A 16,500-nucleotide genomic window follows, 5' to 3' on the forward strand; every position below is an offset into this window, starting at 1 on the left:
GCGCACTCCGGTGCGCGGTTTTTTATTGCCCGCGCGCCGGGTTGGCGCCGCATCGGCGACGCGACATCAGCGGTGCAGCTTGAAGTCGACCGTTTGCGGCCGCCCTTCGAGCATCAGCGACGCGCGTTGCGCCGGCTGCCGGCTCACGATCTTGCCGCGGCTCACCACGGCAAGTCGCGCCGCGCGCAGGCGAATCGCCTCGATGGGATCGCGCGCATCGAGCACGACGAGATTCGCGGCGCAGCCCACGGCGATGCCGTAATCTTCAAGGCCGAGAATGCGCGCTGCGTTGACCGTCACCGCGTCGAAGCATGCGCGCGACGCTTCCACGCCCGTCATTTGCGCGACGTGCAAGCCCATGTGCGCGACTTCGAGCATGTCGCCGGAACCGAAGCTGTACCACGGGTCCATCACGCAATCGTGGCCGAACGCGACGGTCACGCCCGCCGCCATCAATTCGGGCACGCGCGTCATGCCGCGCCGTTTCGGATAGGTATCGGCACGGCCTTGCAGCGTGATGTTGATGAGCGGATTCGCGATCGCGGCCACGCCCGAGTCGCGCATCAGCGGAATCAGCTTGCTCACGTAGTAGTTGTCCATCGAGTGCATCGACGTGAGATGCGAACCCGTCACGCGCCCCTGCATGCCCAGCCGATGCGTTTGCGCCGCGAGCGTTTCGATGTGACGCGAGAGCGGATCGTCGGACTCGTCGCAATGCATGTCCACGCGCAGACCTTTTTCCGCAGCGAATTCGCACAGCAGCCGCACCGACTCCGCGCCGTCGGCCATCGTGCGCTCGAAGTGCGGAATGCCGCCGACCACATCGACACCCAGCGCGATCGCGCGCTTGAGATTGTCGAACGCGCCTGGGCTGCGCAGAACGCCGTCCTGCGGGAACGCCACCAGTTGCAGATCGAGATACGGCGCGACGCGGCGCTTCACTTCGAGCAAGGCCTCCACCGCGAGCAAACGTTCGTCGCACACGTCCACATGCGAGCGGATCGCGAGCAGCCCGCGCGCGACCGCCCAGTCGCAATACTCGAGCGCGCGCTCGACCAACGCTTCCTGCGTGAGATGCGGCTTCAGCTCGCCCCAGAGCGCGATGCCCTCGAGCAGCGTGCCGGACGCGTTCACGCGCGGCAGACCGTACGAGAGCGTCGCGTCCATGTGGAAATGCGCGTCGACGAACGGCGCGCTCACGAGCGCGCCCGCGGCGTCGATCTCCTCGCGCGCCGTGGCCGCGAGACGCGGCTCCACGGCCACGATGCGCCCCGCTTCGACGCCGATATCGACCGTGGGATGCCCGGCTTCATGTCCCGCCTCGTGCCCCGGACGTTGCGTGGGATGCGCCTGCGCGAGCACGGCGCGGCGAACGATGAGATCCATGTGCGGCTCCTTGGCGAGGCGATGGGTTGACAACGATTTTATCGGCGCCAGAAATGTGAGGGGATTTCGCGGGCGCGTTTGGGCGCAAACTGTGTGCGGCGAATGCCTTGACCGTATCGTGGCGGCACGACGCGACTGTACCGGTACGGCGCGCGGCGCGCGCCTATACTCGTGCGCGGGATGATCGAACTGGCAAACCATCGAAGCGAGGCATTGCGATGAAAACAATCGGCGTGATCGGCGGCATGAGCTGGGAGTCGTCGGCCGAGTATTACCGGCTGCTGAACCGTTACGCGAAAGCGCGGCTGGGCGGGCACCACAACGCGCGCAGCCTGATGACGACGGTGGATTTCGCAGAAGTCGAAGCGCTCCAGCGCGCGGGCGACTGGGACGCGCTTGGCGCGCAGATGGCACAGGCCGCGCAGCAGCTCGAACGCGGCGGCGCGCACATCGTGCTGCTCGCGACCAATACGATGCACCGCGTGTGCGCGGCGATTGAATCGACCATCGGCGTGCCGTTTCTGCATATCGCCGATCCGACGGGCCGCGCGTTGCGCGCGGCCGGCGTGACGCGCGCGGGACTGCTCGGCACGCGTTATACGATGGAGCAGGACTTTTACGTGGGGCGTTTGCGCGACGTGCATGGCATCGAGGCCGTCGTGCCCGACGAAGCCGGCCGCGCCGACGTGCATCGCATCATTTACGACGAGCTGTGTCATGGCGCGGTAAAGGAGGAATCGCGACGGGTGTATCAGCGTGTGATCGACGATCTGAAGGCGCGCGGCGCGCAAGCGGCGATTCTGGGGTGTACGGAGATTACGCTGCTGATTGGCGCGGAGGATTCGGCGCTGCCCGTGTTCGATACGACGGCGCTGCATGCGCAGGCGGCGGTGGATTGGGCGGTTGGAACGACCTGATAGGGCTGACTCTCGTTTCAAGCATCGTGGTGTCCGACGCGGATATGAGAGGGAAGCGCACGCTGGCAGTCACAGGTTCACGCGGAACGGATCACGGACATTGCGCGGCGCGAGCGTGAGCGGACAGGGGAACCAAGGGAAGCGTTATCGGGAGACGTAACAGTCGGGCACGACAAAGTATCGCGAAGCTGATAGGACCGATTGAAATTGAACTGCGAAACGGCGCTTACTTCGCGCGCCTTTGATGAGGTATCTGAACGGATGCTGCTCAATGCAACCGGAGAACGCCTCCAATTGTGGTTGCGGGGGTAGGATTTGAACCTGTGACCTTCGGGTTATGAACGCGATACAACCAGTGCAGTGCAGTCTAGGGAAAAAATTGCCCTGGATTTGCCCTAAGACCGCCCGCGTACCTACCTCACTGGACAACCGCGATGGGAACGAAGCACCAGCGTTACACAATCGACCGGGCATTCATTCGGGCCATCGTGCCCACGGGCTTCTACCAGGAATTTGCCGATACGGAATTGCGTGGCTTTCGCGTAAAGGTGACGCCGCCGCGCTCGCCAGCTACACCTACCGATGGACCCGCCCCGAAGGCACGATGGACCGCGTTACGTTGGGCCGGTGGCCGCAGATGAACCGCGGCGAAGCGCGCGACGCCGCCCGCCGCGAAACCGAAATGCTCGACCGCAAGGCGACACGCTGACAGTGACGGCCGTGCGCAAGGGGAAGCGCACGCAGGCTGCAAAAGCGACGCGCGGGGTGCCGACGCGGCGCGCCTATCTCGTGGACACTTACGTGAGCGCGCATGGGAAACGCACGAATAAATATGCCTGTCGTCATTGGCCCGGCCACGCTCTATCTGGGCGACGCGCTGTCGGTGTTGCCGCAACTATCGGGTATTGACGCACTGATAACGGACCCGCCTTATTCGAGTGGCGGACAGTTCCGTTCCGATCGCGCGCAGGACACACGGACGAAGTACGTCCAATCGAATTCGACTAGCCAGCGGCTACCCGACTTTAGCGGCGACAACTGGGACCAGCGCGCTTTCGCCTATTGGACGACACTATGAGCCGCGGCGGCGCTGCGGGCGTGCAAACCCGGCGCCATCGGTATGTTCTTCACCGACTCGAGACAATTACCCGCATTGACGGATTACATGCAGGCGGGCAGCCGGGTGTGGCGGTATCGTGCTTTGGAGCAAGCCGGCTGCGCGAACGCAACTTGGGCGTTTCACGGCGCAATGGGAATACGTCATATGGGGCGCGGCGGGCGCAATGCGCGCCGACGAAACGGCTGGACGCATACCGGGCTTTTATGAATGCGTTGCACCACCGGGTGGCGTTGTGCTCGATCCGTTCATGGGCTCGGGTACGACGGGCGTAGCGTGCATTCAGACCGGCCGCCGCTTTGTCGGCATCGAGTTAGATCCGGTGCATTTCGAAAGCGCGTGCGAGCGCATCAGCCATGCGCACCGCCAAGACGCGTTATTCGGGCATGCCTACACTGCGCAAGAACAGGCGCGCTTGGCGCTCGAATGAAAAACCCCGCCGAAGCGGGGCTTTCACACTGGCATCAGTGACTCTTAGTTACTACTCCGCCTTGTTGTTTGGCCCGCAGAGATCCATTGATTTCATGGTGGGCGCAACATTCAGACTTTCTCTCGGGATTAAAGAAAACGCTTTCCAGTCGGCCTCATTCACGTACACCACGCCCGTTTTGCACAGCATATGCACTTGCCTTGGGTTCTTGCCGCACCATGCACCGTCAATCGCACAGCGTTGCCATTGGGGAATGATGGTTGCGGGCTTGATGTCGCCGTCTTCGGCCTTTGTGTAGGTTTGCACATCGCGGGTAGCGATCGCCATATACATGAAGTCCAAATTCGGCTTGACGGGTCTAGCTGCTTCGGCTTCGATGTAGTGCGAATGTAACTCAAAAACATAACGGCAAGTAGCGGTAAGAATTGCGGCGGCAACCAGGGCTACTAATACAATTAGTGCGCGATGTGCCGTCAGGTGTTCCCTTCGAGTGACAACGTAGCCGATGACAGCGAAAGCTAAGACGGTTATCAAGCCCGATAGTAGCGCGGCGCTCAAATCAGGACTAGCACAATCCAACCCGCATCCGGGGTTATGGTCGAAAGCTCCACCGATACGCACCACCGCTATAGCAGTCACGCAACCCGCAATGACGTACAACGTGAGCGCCGCAAGTCTTCTCACTTGATCTCCCAGAACAGGATTTGCTTCGAGTTACGCAAGTCAGAGAAGCCAATCGACGTACCAGGGAAAAGCGAATTCATTCCAAACCTTCGACCAATCGTTGCAATTGAATCTACCGGTCCGCTGATCGTCAAGCGCGATCCGTTCCATAGGTCAATATGGCCGCCCGTTGCATCGGCAGTTGTTTTTTCGCCGTCGCGCTGCCAATAGCCAGAAAATTGAATGATACCCGTTCGTCCCTTAATCTTGGATTCCCAATCTGATCCCGTTATAACTTCGGCTGCCGGCAAACCCGCGAACGGTTGCAATCTCAACCATTCGCCAAGCTCATCCGCTCGCGTTGCTGCGACTTCGCCGTCAAGAATGATTCGGCCGATGCTCGGCTGTCCCCACAGCGGGTGTACCAGCTTTGACGAAAACGATTTCATCTCGATGCCGACGCGATGAAAAGTCACGCTCATACGGATTGCGCATTGATCTTTGTATGTCGAATTGTCGTATGGGTCGCCAGACGGGTAGTTATTCCATAGTTCCTCAAACGTCAGAGCGTTTAGGGGCACTTCTTTCATTGAGCCTTGGGTCGTGTTGGTTGGAACGTACGTTTTCTTGTTTGGCATTACATCCACCCCTCATGTGCAAGGGCTTCATCGCCCCAATAGATTTCGTAGCTATCGGCCGTCTCGGTGTAGATTCGGGGTAAGCGGTGAGAATCATCTACGCGGCCTGAAAATGTGCCACCGTCTGATTTCTGAATGACGTATGGATACCCTACCAGCGAAGTGCTGACGCAGCGCGCAACGGCCTGTTCGTCATAAATCGAATTTCGGGATTGACTTGACGTGCTAACCTCTTGCTCGCCCTGACCTTCAGTGAAAAGCGCGTTCGAGCCGCCCCAAGCGAACACAAAGTTTTGACCACAAGGGCACAGGACACGGTCGCCGTCTTTGACCATCGGATAGCCATCATCGAGCCAATCGTCAGCGGTGCCGTAAATCTCCCATACGCCCTCACACTTTCCGCAGGTCGCCTTGTTGCCCTTACGGGCATACATATGGCCGCGCTCGTCGTACATGCCACTGCGGCCAATGACTTCGCCGCCCGTTGAGGTGCGGTCTCCGTCCGTCGCCAATCGGTCGAACATGGTTTATTCCTTGTGTTGAGATTTGTATGCGAGTATCTTGACGCCGGAAATTTTCGGCAGCTTATTCGAATATGCTTCTTCGGCTCCGTTTATATTTTTCTCATACGGGAAAATGATAAAATGTTTTCGCGACTCATTTTTATTTACGTTGCATATCAAACTGACAAGCCGCTATCCTCGAAATAGACCGCTTCGGGCCGTGTTCGCTCGGCGAAATTGATGCGCTCCCATCGGGCTTCTTTCGTGTTAAGCGGATTGCGACGCCCTGAAGATGGTTCGAAGTGAATTCGCCCGATATGACCAAGGCACGCTCCTTTTCACCGACGCATTCCACCTGGACGTCGTCGCCGCGTGATCTATCCTCGTCACCTTCATTGAGGCGGACAGGTGCCCCGCCGTCTTTGCTCAGGTAATAAACGGCCGTGCCACCTATAGGATGATCGCGCAGCAATAGAATCCGATGGGCGCTATCACGTCCTAGATTGCAACTCTTAACCGCCTCCATACCGATAGCGGTTTGAGAGGCAACGGCGCGAATAACGCACAGGATTGGCACGAAGGCGGTTACTTTCATTTGACCATATCGTAAAGCGGTTGCATTGACTCAGGATCGTTCCTCAGTTTGTCGGCGCACCTTTTGATCTTCTGGTAATAAATACCATTGGTTAGGCCGCGCTATAACTTATAAGCACCGTCAACGAATTGAGCTTGGTCTATCCAGTACTGTATGTATTCCGTTCCAAAACCTATACTTACTGCATCGTCACAGAGTTCGTAAACCGCCGCCGCTTCGGCAAATAAATGATGTGTCTGCGTATCGCCTGGCATGTGGCCTAGCGTCTTCTGCTCCCGATACTTTTTCATCAAACGTAGATCTATTGTTTGCTTGCACCAACTGCCGGATTTCGCAATCGCACGGAATTATTCATTTGAGTAATTTCAGGCGATACGTCCGATTTATGCGTAAGTTCGTTTTTTGCGTTTTGACTAATTTCTTGTGTGTCGTTAATAACTATCCCAATGTGGACTAAGCGGCGTGATTTCCTCATAGACGTGCAGCGTTGCCGATGTCGCCTGATCGTGTGTCACGCGCTCTGTGTGCCCCTAGGCATCGGTTCGGCCTTCGATTTCCTCGCCGTATTCAGTCACGATGCGGTAAGGCACATCGCGCAACGGTTGGCCGTTATGAGGATTCAACACGCGGAAAAATTGGTCATACGTAGCAACGCTGCGCGCCGGGGCCAGTGTTGGGCGCGTACCCATTTCGTCCGGTGTCCGATGATAGAAACACTTCGCATCCGGGCCAGCAATCACGCGATTCTTGCCGCATGGGCATAGAACGTTGTCCCCTTGAAGAACGACCGGCCTATCGTCATTGCGCATTCTGTGGCCCGTGCCGACGATCGGCCATGTTCCTTTGCAGTTTCTGCACGTCGCAGGCTCGCCACGCAACGCTATTGCATTACCTTGATCGCGCATGTTTGTATTGAACGCATGCACCTTTCCGCCTGTGGTGGTTGAATCACCAAATCGCACTATGGGAATTCGCATTACTTCTCCAGATGTCCAGGATAAACGGCGGCGGATTGAGTCGATGAAACAACCGGCCCGGTCGTGCAACCGGCGACACAGCAGGCGAAAATTCGCCTGCACAGGTGATGCTGACGGCGCTTTCGGCAAGGGAGTATCAGAAAAATCCGAATCGGAGCGCGAACAATTCATAGCGCATCGCGCGGCACAATTGACTTGATATTCGACAAATCGTGTCTAATATCGGGAATAATTCGGATGGTCGAAATTGACCCGATTAGATAGGAAAGCCCCAATGCGGGCTTTTGTGTTTCTGCGCTGCACCAATCCCCGTAGGGCTCACCATGCTCGATCTCTATTCGAGTCACGCGGCCGCATTGCGCGACGCGCTCCGGCATGCTGTCGAACGTGGCGACATGTCGTCGCTTGGCGTGCTGCACCAAGGCGTGCCATCGGCAGCAACGCTAACGGGACGAATGCCACGGCCAAGGCCGCGCGTATCCGTCGTCAGCTCGAACGCCTCGCGCCCCGTGCCGCGTGCCTTGCTCGTCATTGCCTGCGCGCCGCGTTCCCTGAAATGCAGTAGCGGGGCGCGGTGCTGTGCGGGCAGTTATCCCAATCCCGAGTGGGTCGAAGCGATGCGCGTTGTACTCGCACATGTCGCGCCATTGCTCACGAAGCTGGTTGCCAACGAGGCGCTACACCGCGCGATCATGCCAACACCCCGACGCGCACGCACGAAACGGCGGTATCGCTTGCGCAACGCTGCGGCGTCGACCGCCATACTATCGCCGCGCACGTCGCCATCATCGAAACCGACGCAGAAGCCGCGTCCACCAGGGACGTACCGCAGGGTGAAGTGACGAACGATCGGCGTGCGATTAGGCGTAGACAAGTTAGCAGCCGAGACCGTGAGCACGCAACCGAGCGAAACGGGTTGGCTTGTCAACGTCGAACGGGATCGGATGCAAAGGGCACCTGCTGCGCGCGGATGACGCGCAGGATCAGCAGACAACAAAAAACCCGCTGGGGGCGGGTTCGATGTTTCGACAAATTCGCCTAAAATGCGGCGATTGTCCTGAGAATGTCTTACTGGCAAAACAGGGCGATTTGGAGAGATACGCCAAACCGGCTGTAAGCCTTGCTGCACTTGGTTGCGGGGGTAGGATTTGAACCTACGACCTTCGGGTTATGAGCCCGACGAGCTGCCAGACTGCTCCACCCCGCGTCCGTCAGAGAAAAGGATTATAGGGCGCACTTGCTCTCACGTCAACCATCTTTTTCACCAGCCTGAAATAACAATGGCACGCACAGACCGCAGGCCGCACCATCAACGTGCCATTTAAACAGGACAACCAATCAAATCGCGCCGTCCAAACCAACTGAATCAACGATAGCGCGCACCTCTTCCGCCCAGCCCAGCCACATTTCCTGCGAGCGAATCACGCGGCGCAAATCATCGTCGATGGCGCGATCGACACCGAATTCGTCCGCGAGCATTTTCCGAAGCGTTACGCGCTCAGGGAGCGCGACGGCATCCCGAACCCCGAGCATATCGCCGACGCCTGCCGGATGCCGCATCGGCAACCGCGCGATGCGAGCTCGCACGAACCCGACCTGCGTCCGTGCCCCGAGCAATGGCGAAGCGTTTCGTGTTTTGCATGAGGTGCGCGCAAGCAGGCGATAATGTCGCGTTTCGTGCCCGCGCCGCGCCTTGCGTGACGCGCGCGCTTTCGCATCCCATCGCGCGGCCTCGCGCTATCGAGCCTCACATGAAAATCGCCACCTGGAACGTCAACTCCCTCAAGGTTCGCTTGCAGCACGTCATCGACTGGCTCGCCACGAGCCAGGTCGACGCGCTCTGCCTTCAGGAACTCAAGCTGCCCGACGATAAATTCCCGCGCGCGGAACTCGAGGCGCACGGTTATCGCGCATGGTTCGCGGGCCAGAAAACCTATAACGGCGTGGGCATTCTCGTGCGCGAAGGTGTGTTCGTCGACGAAGCGACGGTCGTACGCAACATTCCCGGCTTCGACGACTCGCAGCAACGCGTAATTGCCGCGACCATCGGCGACACCCGCGTGGTGAGCGCGTATTTCCCCAACGGCCAGGCGCCCGGCACGGAAAAATTCGCCTACAAGCTGCAATGGCTCGACGCGCTGCACGACTGGATCGCGCAGGAAATGCAGCGCTATCCGAAGCTCGCGCTGCTCGGCGACTACAACATCGCGCCCGAGGATCGCGACGTGCATGACCCGAAGGCGTGGGAAGGCCAGAATCTTGTTTCGCCCGAAGAGCGCGCCCAGTTCGAGCGCTTGATCGCGCTGGGTTTCGTCGATGCGTTCCGCCAGTTCGAGCAACCCGAAAAGCTCTTTACGTGGTGGGATTACCGCATGTTCGCATTCCGGCGCAACGCGGGTTTGCGCATTGATCACATCCTGCTTTCGCCCGCGCTCGCGCCCGATCTCGTGTCGTGCGAAATCGACAAGGCGCCCCGCAAGTGGGAGCAGCCTTCCGACCACACGCCGGTGATCGCCGACCTCAAAACGGCGGCATGAATCGCGGCTCCAGGATGACGATAAACGGCGCGACAAGCGCCCTCGACGGCGACGCCGTCGGCGTCACCATTGGCCCGCGAGCGTCGTCCACAGGAAGCGATAAACGAGCGCGTCGTACTGCGCGCGCTCGAGCGAGTCGCTGCCCGGTCCGTGGCCGCCTTCGGTGTTCTCCAGATACCAGACGTTCTCGTGGCCTTGTTGCTGCATGCGCGCGACCATCTTGCGCGCATGCGACGGATGCACGCGATCGTCGCTGGTCGAGGTCGTAAAGAGCGACGGCGGATACGCCACGCCCGCCTGCACGCGCTGATACGGCGAATAAGCGGCCAGCGCGCGCGCTTCCACGGCGTCCTCGGGATCGCCGTATTCGTCGATCCACGAAGCGCCCGCGTGCAGCAACGGATAACGCCGCATGTCGAGCAGCGGCACCTCGCACACCACGGCGCCGAACAATTCAGGCCGCTGCACCATGCACGCGCCCACCAGCAAGCCGCCGTTGCTGCCGCCCTTGATGCCGAGTTGCGCGGCGCTCGTGAAACCGTCGGCGGCCAGTTGCTCCGCCACGGCGATGAAGTCGTCGAACGAGCGTTGCCGATGCTCGCGCTGCGCCTGTACGTGCCACTGCGTGCCGTATTCGCCGCCGCCGCGTATGTGCGCGACCGCCACGATGCCGCCCTGCTCCAGCCAGCCGATACCCGAGCCCACGAGATATTGCGGCGTGAGCGGGATCGCGAAGCCGCCGTAACCGGTGAGCAGGCACGGCGACGCCTTGCGCGCGCCTGCTTCGATCGCGGCCTTCGGGCCGATCACCGTGAACGGCACGCGCGTTCCATCCGCCGAATGCGCATGCGCGCGAATCACCGTGAGCGGCCCTGCGTCGAACTGCGTGGGCCAGCGGTCGAGCAATTCCCACTGCTGAAGATCGCCTTGCGCGAGATCGGCCAGCCAGTATTCGGGCGGCAGCAGATAGTCGTCCACGTCGACGAACACTTCGTCGTTGAGCGTGTCCTCCACGGGCGAAACGTCCACCTGCGAGCTGGTGCGCGCGGGAAACACGCGCGACTCCCAATGCCACGCATCATCGGCGAAACGCGGCTGCCAGAGCATCGTGCGGCTTTCCACGTCGTCGAGCCAGGAAACGATCAAGACGTTTTGCGTATTGGTCCAGTCGCACGCCGAAGTCACGGGCGTCGGCGTAAAGAGCGTCGTGAACGCGCGCTCGCCCGCAAGAAACCCGTCTTCGCGAATCGCGAGCAGCGATCCGCCCGCATACGTATGGCCTGCAACGGTCCAGTCGAGGCGCGGTTCGAGCATGAGCCAGCCGTGCCAGGCGCCCACGGCGACATGCGAAGGCACGTCATACGGCAGCCACTCGCCCCGCGCATCGAGACGATAGGTATATGAATCGAAGAAGTCGACGCTGCGCACGATGTCGTGGCGCCGTTCGACCGGATCGTAGTCGCCTTCCACGCTGATGTCGTCGAATTCGCCGGCGAACACCACGGGCGCTTCGGCCAGACGCGTGCCGCGCGTCCAGCGGCGCACCTCGCGCGGATAGCCCGAGCGTGTGAGCATCTTCTTGCCGGCCTTGCCGCCCGCGTCCCAGCCGACATAAACATTGTCGCGGTCGATCCACGAGACGACGTGCTTGCCTTCCTTCCCAATCGCAAACCCGTCGTCGACGAACTCGCGGCGCGTGAGATCGAATTCGCGCACGATCACGGCGTCGGCGCCGCCGTCGGAAAGCTGGATCAGCGCGCGATCGCCATCGGGATAAAGAATGTCGATACCGGCGCATACCCATGGCGTGCCTTCCTGCTTGCCGAGCGCGTCGAAGTCGAGCAGCGTCTGCCATTGCGGTTTGTGCGCGCGCCAGTCGTCCCAAAGCGCGCGTCGCCACAAGCCCTTGGGATTATCCTCGTCCTCCCAGAGATCGTAGGCCCATGCCCCCAGCGGCTCGGGATCACAGGCCGCTCACGCGGCAAATACGCCTGCGCGAGACGCTTCTCCAGCGCCTCGAAGCGTGCGCCGCCCTGCCATGCGGCACGCGTGCGCGCGTTCTGCGCCTCGACCCACGCCATCGCGGCGCGATCGTCGAGCAATTCGAGGGAAAGGAACGGGTCGGCCTCGGCGGGCCAGGGGGAAGTCACGGGCATGATCGATCGTCGACAGGAGAACAACGTCGATTATGCCTTGCGCGCACGCGGCGCCTTGCGATGCGGGTCGCGCCGGGCGCTCGACGAGGCATCGAACGTCCGGCGCAAACACTTATTCCAGGTTGAGTTCCTGGATCTTGCGCGTGATGGTGTTGCGGCCGATGCCCAAGCGCTCCGCCGCTTCCACCTTGCGGCCGCGCGTGAAGTCGAGCGCCTCGCGAATCACGGCCGCTTCGAAGCGGCGCGAGAGTTCGTCCATGACGTCGGCGCTGTTCTCGCGCAGCAGCCGTGCGACTTCGGTACGCAAACCGCTTTCCCACACGCTCGCCAGCAGTCCGCTCGTGCCGTTGGCCGCGCCGTATCCCGTTGCGCCCACCGCCCCCACCGCGCCGCCCAGCACGCCGCCCGCCGCCGGCATGCCGACAGGCGCGCTCAAACCGCCGCCGTTCACGCCGCCCGTCATGCCCGCCAGCGGCGCCACCGCGCCCGCGGCAAGCACCGCGGCGGCATCCGCGCCCACCGCCTCGCCCAGCGCGCCGTGCGTGGGCATGAGATCGGGCGGCAAGTCCTTGATCTCGATGGTCTGCGCCGGCGCCATCACCGTGAGCCAGTTCGCGAGATTTTCGAGCTGGCGCACGTTGCCCGGAAACGGCAACGACGACATATACGCGAGCGCTTCGTCCGACACGCGCTTGGGTTCGACGCCCAGCTCGCGCGCGCTCTTTTGCAGGAAGTGGCGCGTGAGCAGCGGAATGTCCTCGCTGCGCTCGCGCAACGCGGGCAAGCGCAGGCGAATCACGTTGAGGCGGTGATACAAGTCCTCGCGAAACAGCCCCTGACGCACGCGCGTTTCGAGATTCTGATGCGTGGCCGCAATCACGCGCACGTTCGCGCGCAGCGGGTTATGGCCGCCCACGCGATAGAACTGGCCGTCCGAAAGCACGCGCAGCAAACGCGTTTGCAGATCGAACGGCATGTCGCCGATTTCGTCGAGAAAGAGCGTGCCGTTCTCGGCCTGCTCGAAGCGGCCTTGACGCATGGCCTGCGCGCCCGTGAACGCGCCGCGTTCGTGGCCGAACAGTTCGGATTCCAGAAGATCCTTCGGAATGGCCGCGGTGTTGAGCGCGATGAACGGGCCGTTCGCGCGTGGGCTATGTCGGTGCAAGGCGCGCGCGACAAGCTCCTTTCCGGTGCCCGACTCGCCCGTGATGAGCACGGTGGCCGCCGAATGCGAGAGCCGCCCGATCGCCCGAAACATGTCCTGCATCGCGGGCGCCTGGCCGAGCATCTCCGGCGTTTCGGCGGGGCGCTCGTCCCATTGCTGCTCGCCGCGCATGCTTTCGTCCACGGCGCGGCGAATCAGCTCCACGGCCTTGTCGACGTCGAACGGCTTCGCGAGATACTCGAACGCGCCGCCCTGGAACGCGGCCACGGCACTGTCGAGATCGGAGAACGCCGTCATGATGATGACGGGCAGGCCCGGCACGCGTTCGCGCACCGTCTGCAACAGCTCGAGGCCCGAACCGCCCGGCATGCGAATGTCGGAGACGAGCACCTGCGGGCTGTCGTGATCGAGCGCGCTCGCGGCCTCGCGCACGTTCGAGAAGCTGCGGGTAGCGAAATTCTCGCGGGCGAGTGCTTTTTCAAGCACCCAGCGGATCGATTGGTCGTCGTCTACTATCCAGATCGGCTTCATAAGATCGGTCAGAAGTCCTGGTGGCGTGCGGTATCGGTGAATCGAAAATCAGCTGCAGCCGTCAAGCGGCAGCAAAATCTGAAACTCGGTCTGGCCGGGCCGGCTATCCACTTCGATCAGACCATCGTGTTGCTGCACGAAAGTCTGCGCGAGCGTGAGACCGAGACCGCTGCCGTCCTCGCGCCCGGAAACGAGCGGATAGAAGATGCGGTCGCGGATTTCCTCGGGAATGCCGGGTCCGTTGTCAGTGATATGCAAGTCCAGTGCCAGCTTGCACAGGCGTTTCGAAATCGTGACCTTGCGGGCAATGCGCGTGCGTAATTCGATGCGCGCGTCGCCTTGCGAAATGCGTTCGCGCAGCGCCTGCGCCGCGTTGCGCACGATGTTGAGCAGCGCCTGGATGAGCTGCTCCTTGTCTCCGCGCAGGTCGGGCACGCTCACGTCGTAGTCGCGCTCAATCGTGAGACCGCGCGGGAACTCCGCGAGAATCACGGCGCGCACGCGCTCGCATACTTCGTGAATGTTCACGTCGCCGACGATATGCGGATGCCGGTGCGGCTCCAGCAAGCGGTCGACGAGCGTTTGCAGCCGGTCGGACTCCTTGATGACGACCTGCGTGTATTCGCGCAGTTCGTCGCGTTCGCGCGCGCCCAGCTCGAATTCGAGCAGTTGCGCGGCGCCGCGAATGCCGCCGAGCGGATTCTTGATCTCGTGCGCGAGATTGCGGATGAGATGCTTGTTCACGGCCGTCAAGTCGTGAATGCGCTCCTCGCGGTCGCTGCGCAAATGGCGCTCGTTCTCGAAGAGTTCGAGCAGCACGTAATCGGGCGCGCTTTCGAGAAAGCCGACGATCGCGTGAACGTTGAGCGGCTCGCGACCGGGCCGCTCCAGCGAGGCGTCGAGGCGCGTCGCGTGAAAGCGGTGCGCGGCGATCGAGGCAATCGTCGAGAGCAGTTCGTCGGCGTTGGTGAAGAGATCGGACCACGCCATCTGCGCGAGCTGCCGGCGCGAGAGTTCGAGCATCGCCTCGGCGGAAGGATTCGCGAAGGCAACGCGCAACGTGCTTTTTTCGAGCACGAGCACGACGGTCGGCAGCGCCTCGAAGCCCGGCAGCAGGCCCGAGTCGACGAGCGGCGCGTCGTCCGAGAGCGGTTCCGCATGGCCTTTCCTGGCCTTGATCAGATTCTTGAGCACCATGTTTCAGGCCGGTCGCCGTGCGGCGCGCCAGCTTCGGTTCGGGTCGTGGAAATCGGGAGGATCGTTGCGCTCATGCCCGATGCGTCATGCGCGGCCCAACGAAAAAGGGACGGCACCGCCGTCCCTTCGAGACCGTTTCGCATGCGTTTGAACGGCATGCCGTACGAATCGAACCGGCGCTCCGCTGCCTTGATGCAAAGGCGAGCCGCGGAGCGCCATCGCCGGTTACAGCGAGTAGTACAGTTCGAATTCGACCGGGTGCGTCGTCATGCGAACACGTTGCAGTTCGCCTTCCTTCAGCGCCAGGTACGCGTCGATCATGCCGTCGGTGAACACGCCACCACGCGTCAGGAACTCGCGATCCTTGTCGAGCGCTTCGAGCGCCTGGTCGAGGCCGGCGCACACGGTCGGGATCTTTGCATCCTCTTCCGGCGGCAGGTCGTACAGGTTCTTGTCGGCGGCTTCGCCCGGGTGAATCTTGTTCTGCACGCCGTCGAGACCCGCCATCATCAGCGCCGAGAAGCACAGGTACGGGTTAGCGAGCGGGTCCGGGAAGCGCGTTTCGATACGGCGGCCCTTCGGGTTGCTCACGTGCGGAATGCGGATCGAAGCCGAACGATTGCGCGCCGAGTAAGCGAGCTTGACCGGTGCTTCGAAGTGCGGAACGAGACGCTTGTACGAGTTCGTGCCCGGGTTCGTGATGGCGTTCAGCGCGCGAGCGTGCTTGATGATGCCGCCGATGTAGAACAGTGCGAATTCCGAGAGACCGGCGTAGCCGTTGCCCGCGAACAGGTTCTGGCCGTCCTTCCAGATCGACTGGTGAACGTGCATGCCCGACCCGTTGTCGCCCACGACCGGCTTCGGCATGAACGTGGCCGTCTTGCCGTACGTGTGCGCGACGTTGTGGACGATGTACTTCAGTTGCTGCGTCCAGTCGGCGCGTTGAACCAGCGTCGAGAACTTCGTGCCGATTTCGTTCTGGCCCTGGCCCGCGACTTCGTGGTGATGCACTTCGACCGGAATGCCGATCTGTTCGAGCAGCAGACACATTTCCGAACGGATGTCCTGGAACGTGTCGACCGGCGCGACCGGGAAGTAGCCGCCCTTCGTGCCCGGGCGGTGACCCGTGTTGCCGCCTTCGATCTCGCGGCCCGACGACCACGGCGCTTCATCCGAACCGATCTTGACGAAGCAGCCCGACTGGTCCGTGTTCCACTGGACTGAGTCGAAAATGAAGAATTCGGGTTCCGGGCCGAAGAAGGCGGTGTCGCCGAGGCCGGTGCTCTTGAGGTACGCTTCGGCGCGCTTCGCGAGCGAGCGCGGGTCGCGTTCGTAGCCCTTGCCGTCCGACGGCTCGACCACGTCGCAGGTCAGCACGAGCGTCGATTCTTCGTAGAACGGGTCGATGAAAGCCGTGTTCGGGTCCGGCACGAGCAGCATGTCCGACGCTTCGATGCCCTTCCAGCCGGCGATCGACGAACCGTCAAACGCATGGCCCGACTCGAACTTGTCCTCGTCGAATGCCGACAGCGGCACCGAGACGTGCTGCTCCTTGCCGCGCGTGTCGGTGAAGCGGAAATCGACAAACTTGACGTCTTCGTCCTTGACGAGTTGCATGACGTCGGCCACGGATTTACTCATACCTTTCTCCTGATTAATGATTTCGGCGATCTAGCCGCCGTCCCAAT

At 61.5% G+C, this 16,500-nt stretch carries 14 protein-coding genes, 1 tRNA gene and 1 pseudogene; 4 read left to right on the forward strand and 12 right to left on the reverse strand.

Annotation, left to right across the window (positions count from 1 at the left end; all coding sequences use genetic code 11):
- Window positions 1-66: 66 nt before the first annotated feature.
- Complete coding sequence (locus U5805_RS29180; RefSeq protein ID WP_322106962.1) at window positions 67-1,386, reverse strand: amidohydrolase family protein; 1,320 nt, start codon at window positions 1,384-1,386, stop codon at window positions 67-69.
- A 218-nt stretch (window positions 1,387-1,604) separates the two neighbouring features.
- On the opposite strand from U5805_RS29180, the gene U5805_RS29185 reads away from it, so the two are divergent.
- The 3 genes from U5805_RS29185 (at window position 1,605) to U5805_RS29195 (ending at window position 3,850) form a co-directional block, all read left to right on the forward strand.
- Window positions 1,605-2,303, forward strand: coding sequence for an aspartate/glutamate racemase family protein (locus U5805_RS29185; protein WP_322106963.1), 699 nt, complete (start codon window positions 1,605-1,607; stop codon window positions 2,301-2,303).
- An 832-nt stretch (window positions 2,304-3,135) separates the two neighbouring features.
- Window positions 3,136-3,381, forward strand: a complete 246-nt coding sequence (locus U5805_RS29190) for a hypothetical protein (protein ID WP_322106964.1) — start codon at window positions 3,136-3,138, stop codon at window positions 3,379-3,381.
- Window positions 3,382-3,586: 205 nt separating this feature from the next.
- A complete protein-coding gene (locus tag U5805_RS29195; protein ID WP_322106965.1) occupies window positions 3,587-3,850 on the forward strand; it encodes a DNA methyltransferase in 264 nt (87 codons plus the stop codon).
- A 51-nt stretch (window positions 3,851-3,901) separates the two neighbouring features.
- Here U5805_RS29195 and U5805_RS29200 read toward each other — a convergent pair whose 3' ends face one another.
- The 7 genes from U5805_RS29200 to U5805_RS29230 all read right to left on the reverse strand — a co-directional run bounded on the left by U5805_RS29200 (window position 3,902) and on the right by U5805_RS29230 (window position 8,813).
- Window positions 3,902-4,534: a hypothetical protein gene (locus U5805_RS29200; RefSeq protein ID WP_322106966.1), complete on the reverse strand. Its 633-nt coding sequence runs from the start codon at window positions 4,532-4,534 to the stop codon at window positions 3,902-3,904.
- A complete protein-coding gene (locus tag U5805_RS29205; protein ID WP_322106967.1) occupies window positions 4,531-5,151 on the reverse strand; it encodes a type VI secretion system amidase effector protein Tae4 in 621 nt (206 codons plus the stop codon). The genes U5805_RS29200 and U5805_RS29205 overlap by 4 nt, the downstream gene beginning before the upstream one ends.
- Window positions 5,151-5,675, reverse strand: a complete 525-nt coding sequence (locus tag U5805_RS29210; protein WP_322106968.1) for a PAAR domain-containing protein — start codon at window positions 5,673-5,675, stop codon at window positions 5,151-5,153. The genes U5805_RS29205 and U5805_RS29210 overlap by 1 nt, the downstream gene beginning before the upstream one ends.
- A gap of 139 nt (window positions 5,676-5,814) precedes the next feature.
- Window positions 5,815-6,249 carry a hypothetical protein gene (locus tag U5805_RS29215; RefSeq protein ID WP_322106969.1) on the reverse strand — a complete coding sequence of 145 codons (435 nt, stop codon included), beginning with the start codon at window positions 6,247-6,249 and terminating at the stop codon, window positions 5,815-5,817.
- Between the two features lie 530 nt (window positions 6,250-6,779).
- Window positions 6,780-7,226 (reverse strand): PAAR domain-containing protein, encoded by a 447-nt coding sequence (locus U5805_RS29220; protein WP_322106970.1) that lies wholly within the window; start codon window positions 7,224-7,226, stop codon window positions 6,780-6,782.
- A gap of 1,130 nt (window positions 7,227-8,356) precedes the next feature.
- Window positions 8,357-8,433 (reverse strand) — tRNA-Met (locus U5805_RS29225).
- A 131-nt stretch (window positions 8,434-8,564) separates the two neighbouring features.
- Window positions 8,565-8,813: a hypothetical protein gene (locus tag U5805_RS29230; protein ID WP_322106971.1), complete on the reverse strand. Its 249-nt coding sequence runs from the start codon at window positions 8,811-8,813 to the stop codon at window positions 8,565-8,567.
- 164 nt (window positions 8,814-8,977) lie between these two features.
- Here U5805_RS29230 and xth point away from each other — a divergent pair, with 164 nt between their 5' ends.
- Window positions 8,978-9,763: an exodeoxyribonuclease III gene (gene xth / locus U5805_RS29235; protein WP_322106972.1), complete on the forward strand. Its 786-nt coding sequence runs from the start codon at window positions 8,978-8,980 to the stop codon at window positions 9,761-9,763.
- A 63-nt stretch (window positions 9,764-9,826) separates the two neighbouring features.
- Here the strand turns inward: xth and U5805_RS29240 are convergent.
- The 4 genes and pseudogenes from U5805_RS29240 to glnA all read right to left on the reverse strand — a co-directional run bounded on the left by U5805_RS29240 (window position 9,827) and on the right by glnA (window position 16,453).
- Window positions 9,827-11,919, reverse strand: a pseudogene (locus tag U5805_RS29240) (prolyl oligopeptidase family serine peptidase).
- A 112-nt stretch (window positions 11,920-12,031) separates the two neighbouring features.
- Window positions 12,032-13,615: a nitrogen regulation protein NR(I) gene (gene ntrC, locus U5805_RS29245; RefSeq protein WP_322106973.1), complete on the reverse strand. Its 1,584-nt coding sequence runs from the start codon at window positions 13,613-13,615 to the stop codon at window positions 12,032-12,034.
- Window positions 13,616-13,663: 48 nt separating this feature from the next.
- On the reverse strand, window positions 13,664-14,812 hold the full coding sequence (gene glnL / locus U5805_RS29250; protein WP_322106974.1) for a nitrogen regulation protein NR(II): 1,149 nt from the start codon (window positions 14,810-14,812) through the stop codon (window positions 13,664-13,666).
- 225 nt (window positions 14,813-15,037) lie between these two features.
- Complete coding sequence (gene glnA / locus U5805_RS29255) at window positions 15,038-16,453, reverse strand: type I glutamate--ammonia ligase (RefSeq protein WP_322106975.1); 1,416 nt, start codon at window positions 16,451-16,453, stop codon at window positions 15,038-15,040.
- Between the last annotated feature and the right edge of the window lie 47 nt (window positions 16,454-16,500).

It is taken from the genome of Paraburkholderia sp. J41, assembly GCF_905220235.1.
Lineage (GTDB): Bacteria > Pseudomonadota > Gammaproteobacteria > Burkholderiales > Burkholderiaceae > Paraburkholderia.

Bases quoted from the DNA above. Each gene is read 5' to 3' on its own strand.
- U5805_RS29195 (WP_322106965.1), top strand. From the start codon at position 3,587: ATGCGCGCCGACGAAACGGCTGGACGCATACCGGGCTTTTATGAATGC.
- xth (WP_322106972.1), top strand. From the start codon at position 8,978: ATGAAAATCGCCACCTGGAACGTCAACTCCCTCAAGGTTCGCTTGCAG.
- U5805_RS29180 (WP_322106962.1), bottom strand. From the start codon at position 1,386: ATGGATCTCATCGTTCGCCGCGCCGTGCTCGCGCAGGCGCATCCCACG.
- U5805_RS29220 (WP_322106970.1), bottom strand. From the start codon at position 7,226: ATGCGAATTCCCATAGTGCGATTTGGTGATTCAACCACCACAGGCGGA.
- glnA (WP_322106975.1), bottom strand. From the start codon at position 16,453: ATGAGTAAATCCGTGGCCGACGTCATGCAACTCGTCAAGGACGAAGAC.
- ntrC (WP_322106973.1), bottom strand. From the start codon at position 13,615: ATGAAGCCGATCTGGATAGTAGACGACGACCAATCGATCCGCTGGGTG.
- U5805_RS29185 (WP_322106963.1), top strand. From the start codon at position 1,605: ATGAAAACAATCGGCGTGATCGGCGGCATGAGCTGGGAGTCGTCGGCC.
- U5805_RS29210 (WP_322106968.1), bottom strand. From the start codon at position 5,675: ATGTTCGACCGATTGGCGACGGACGGAGACCGCACCTCAACGGGCGGC.
- U5805_RS29215 (WP_322106969.1), bottom strand. From the start codon at position 6,249: ATGAAAGTAACCGCCTTCGTGCCAATCCTGTGCGTTATTCGCGCCGTT.
- U5805_RS29190 (WP_322106964.1), top strand. From the start codon at position 3,136: ATGCCTGTCGTCATTGGCCCGGCCACGCTCTATCTGGGCGACGCGCTG.
- glnL (WP_322106974.1), bottom strand. From the start codon at position 14,812: ATGGTGCTCAAGAATCTGATCAAGGCCAGGAAAGGCCATGCGGAACCG.
- U5805_RS29205 (WP_322106967.1), bottom strand. From the start codon at position 5,151: ATGCCAAACAAGAAAACGTACGTTCCAACCAACACGACCCAAGGCTCA.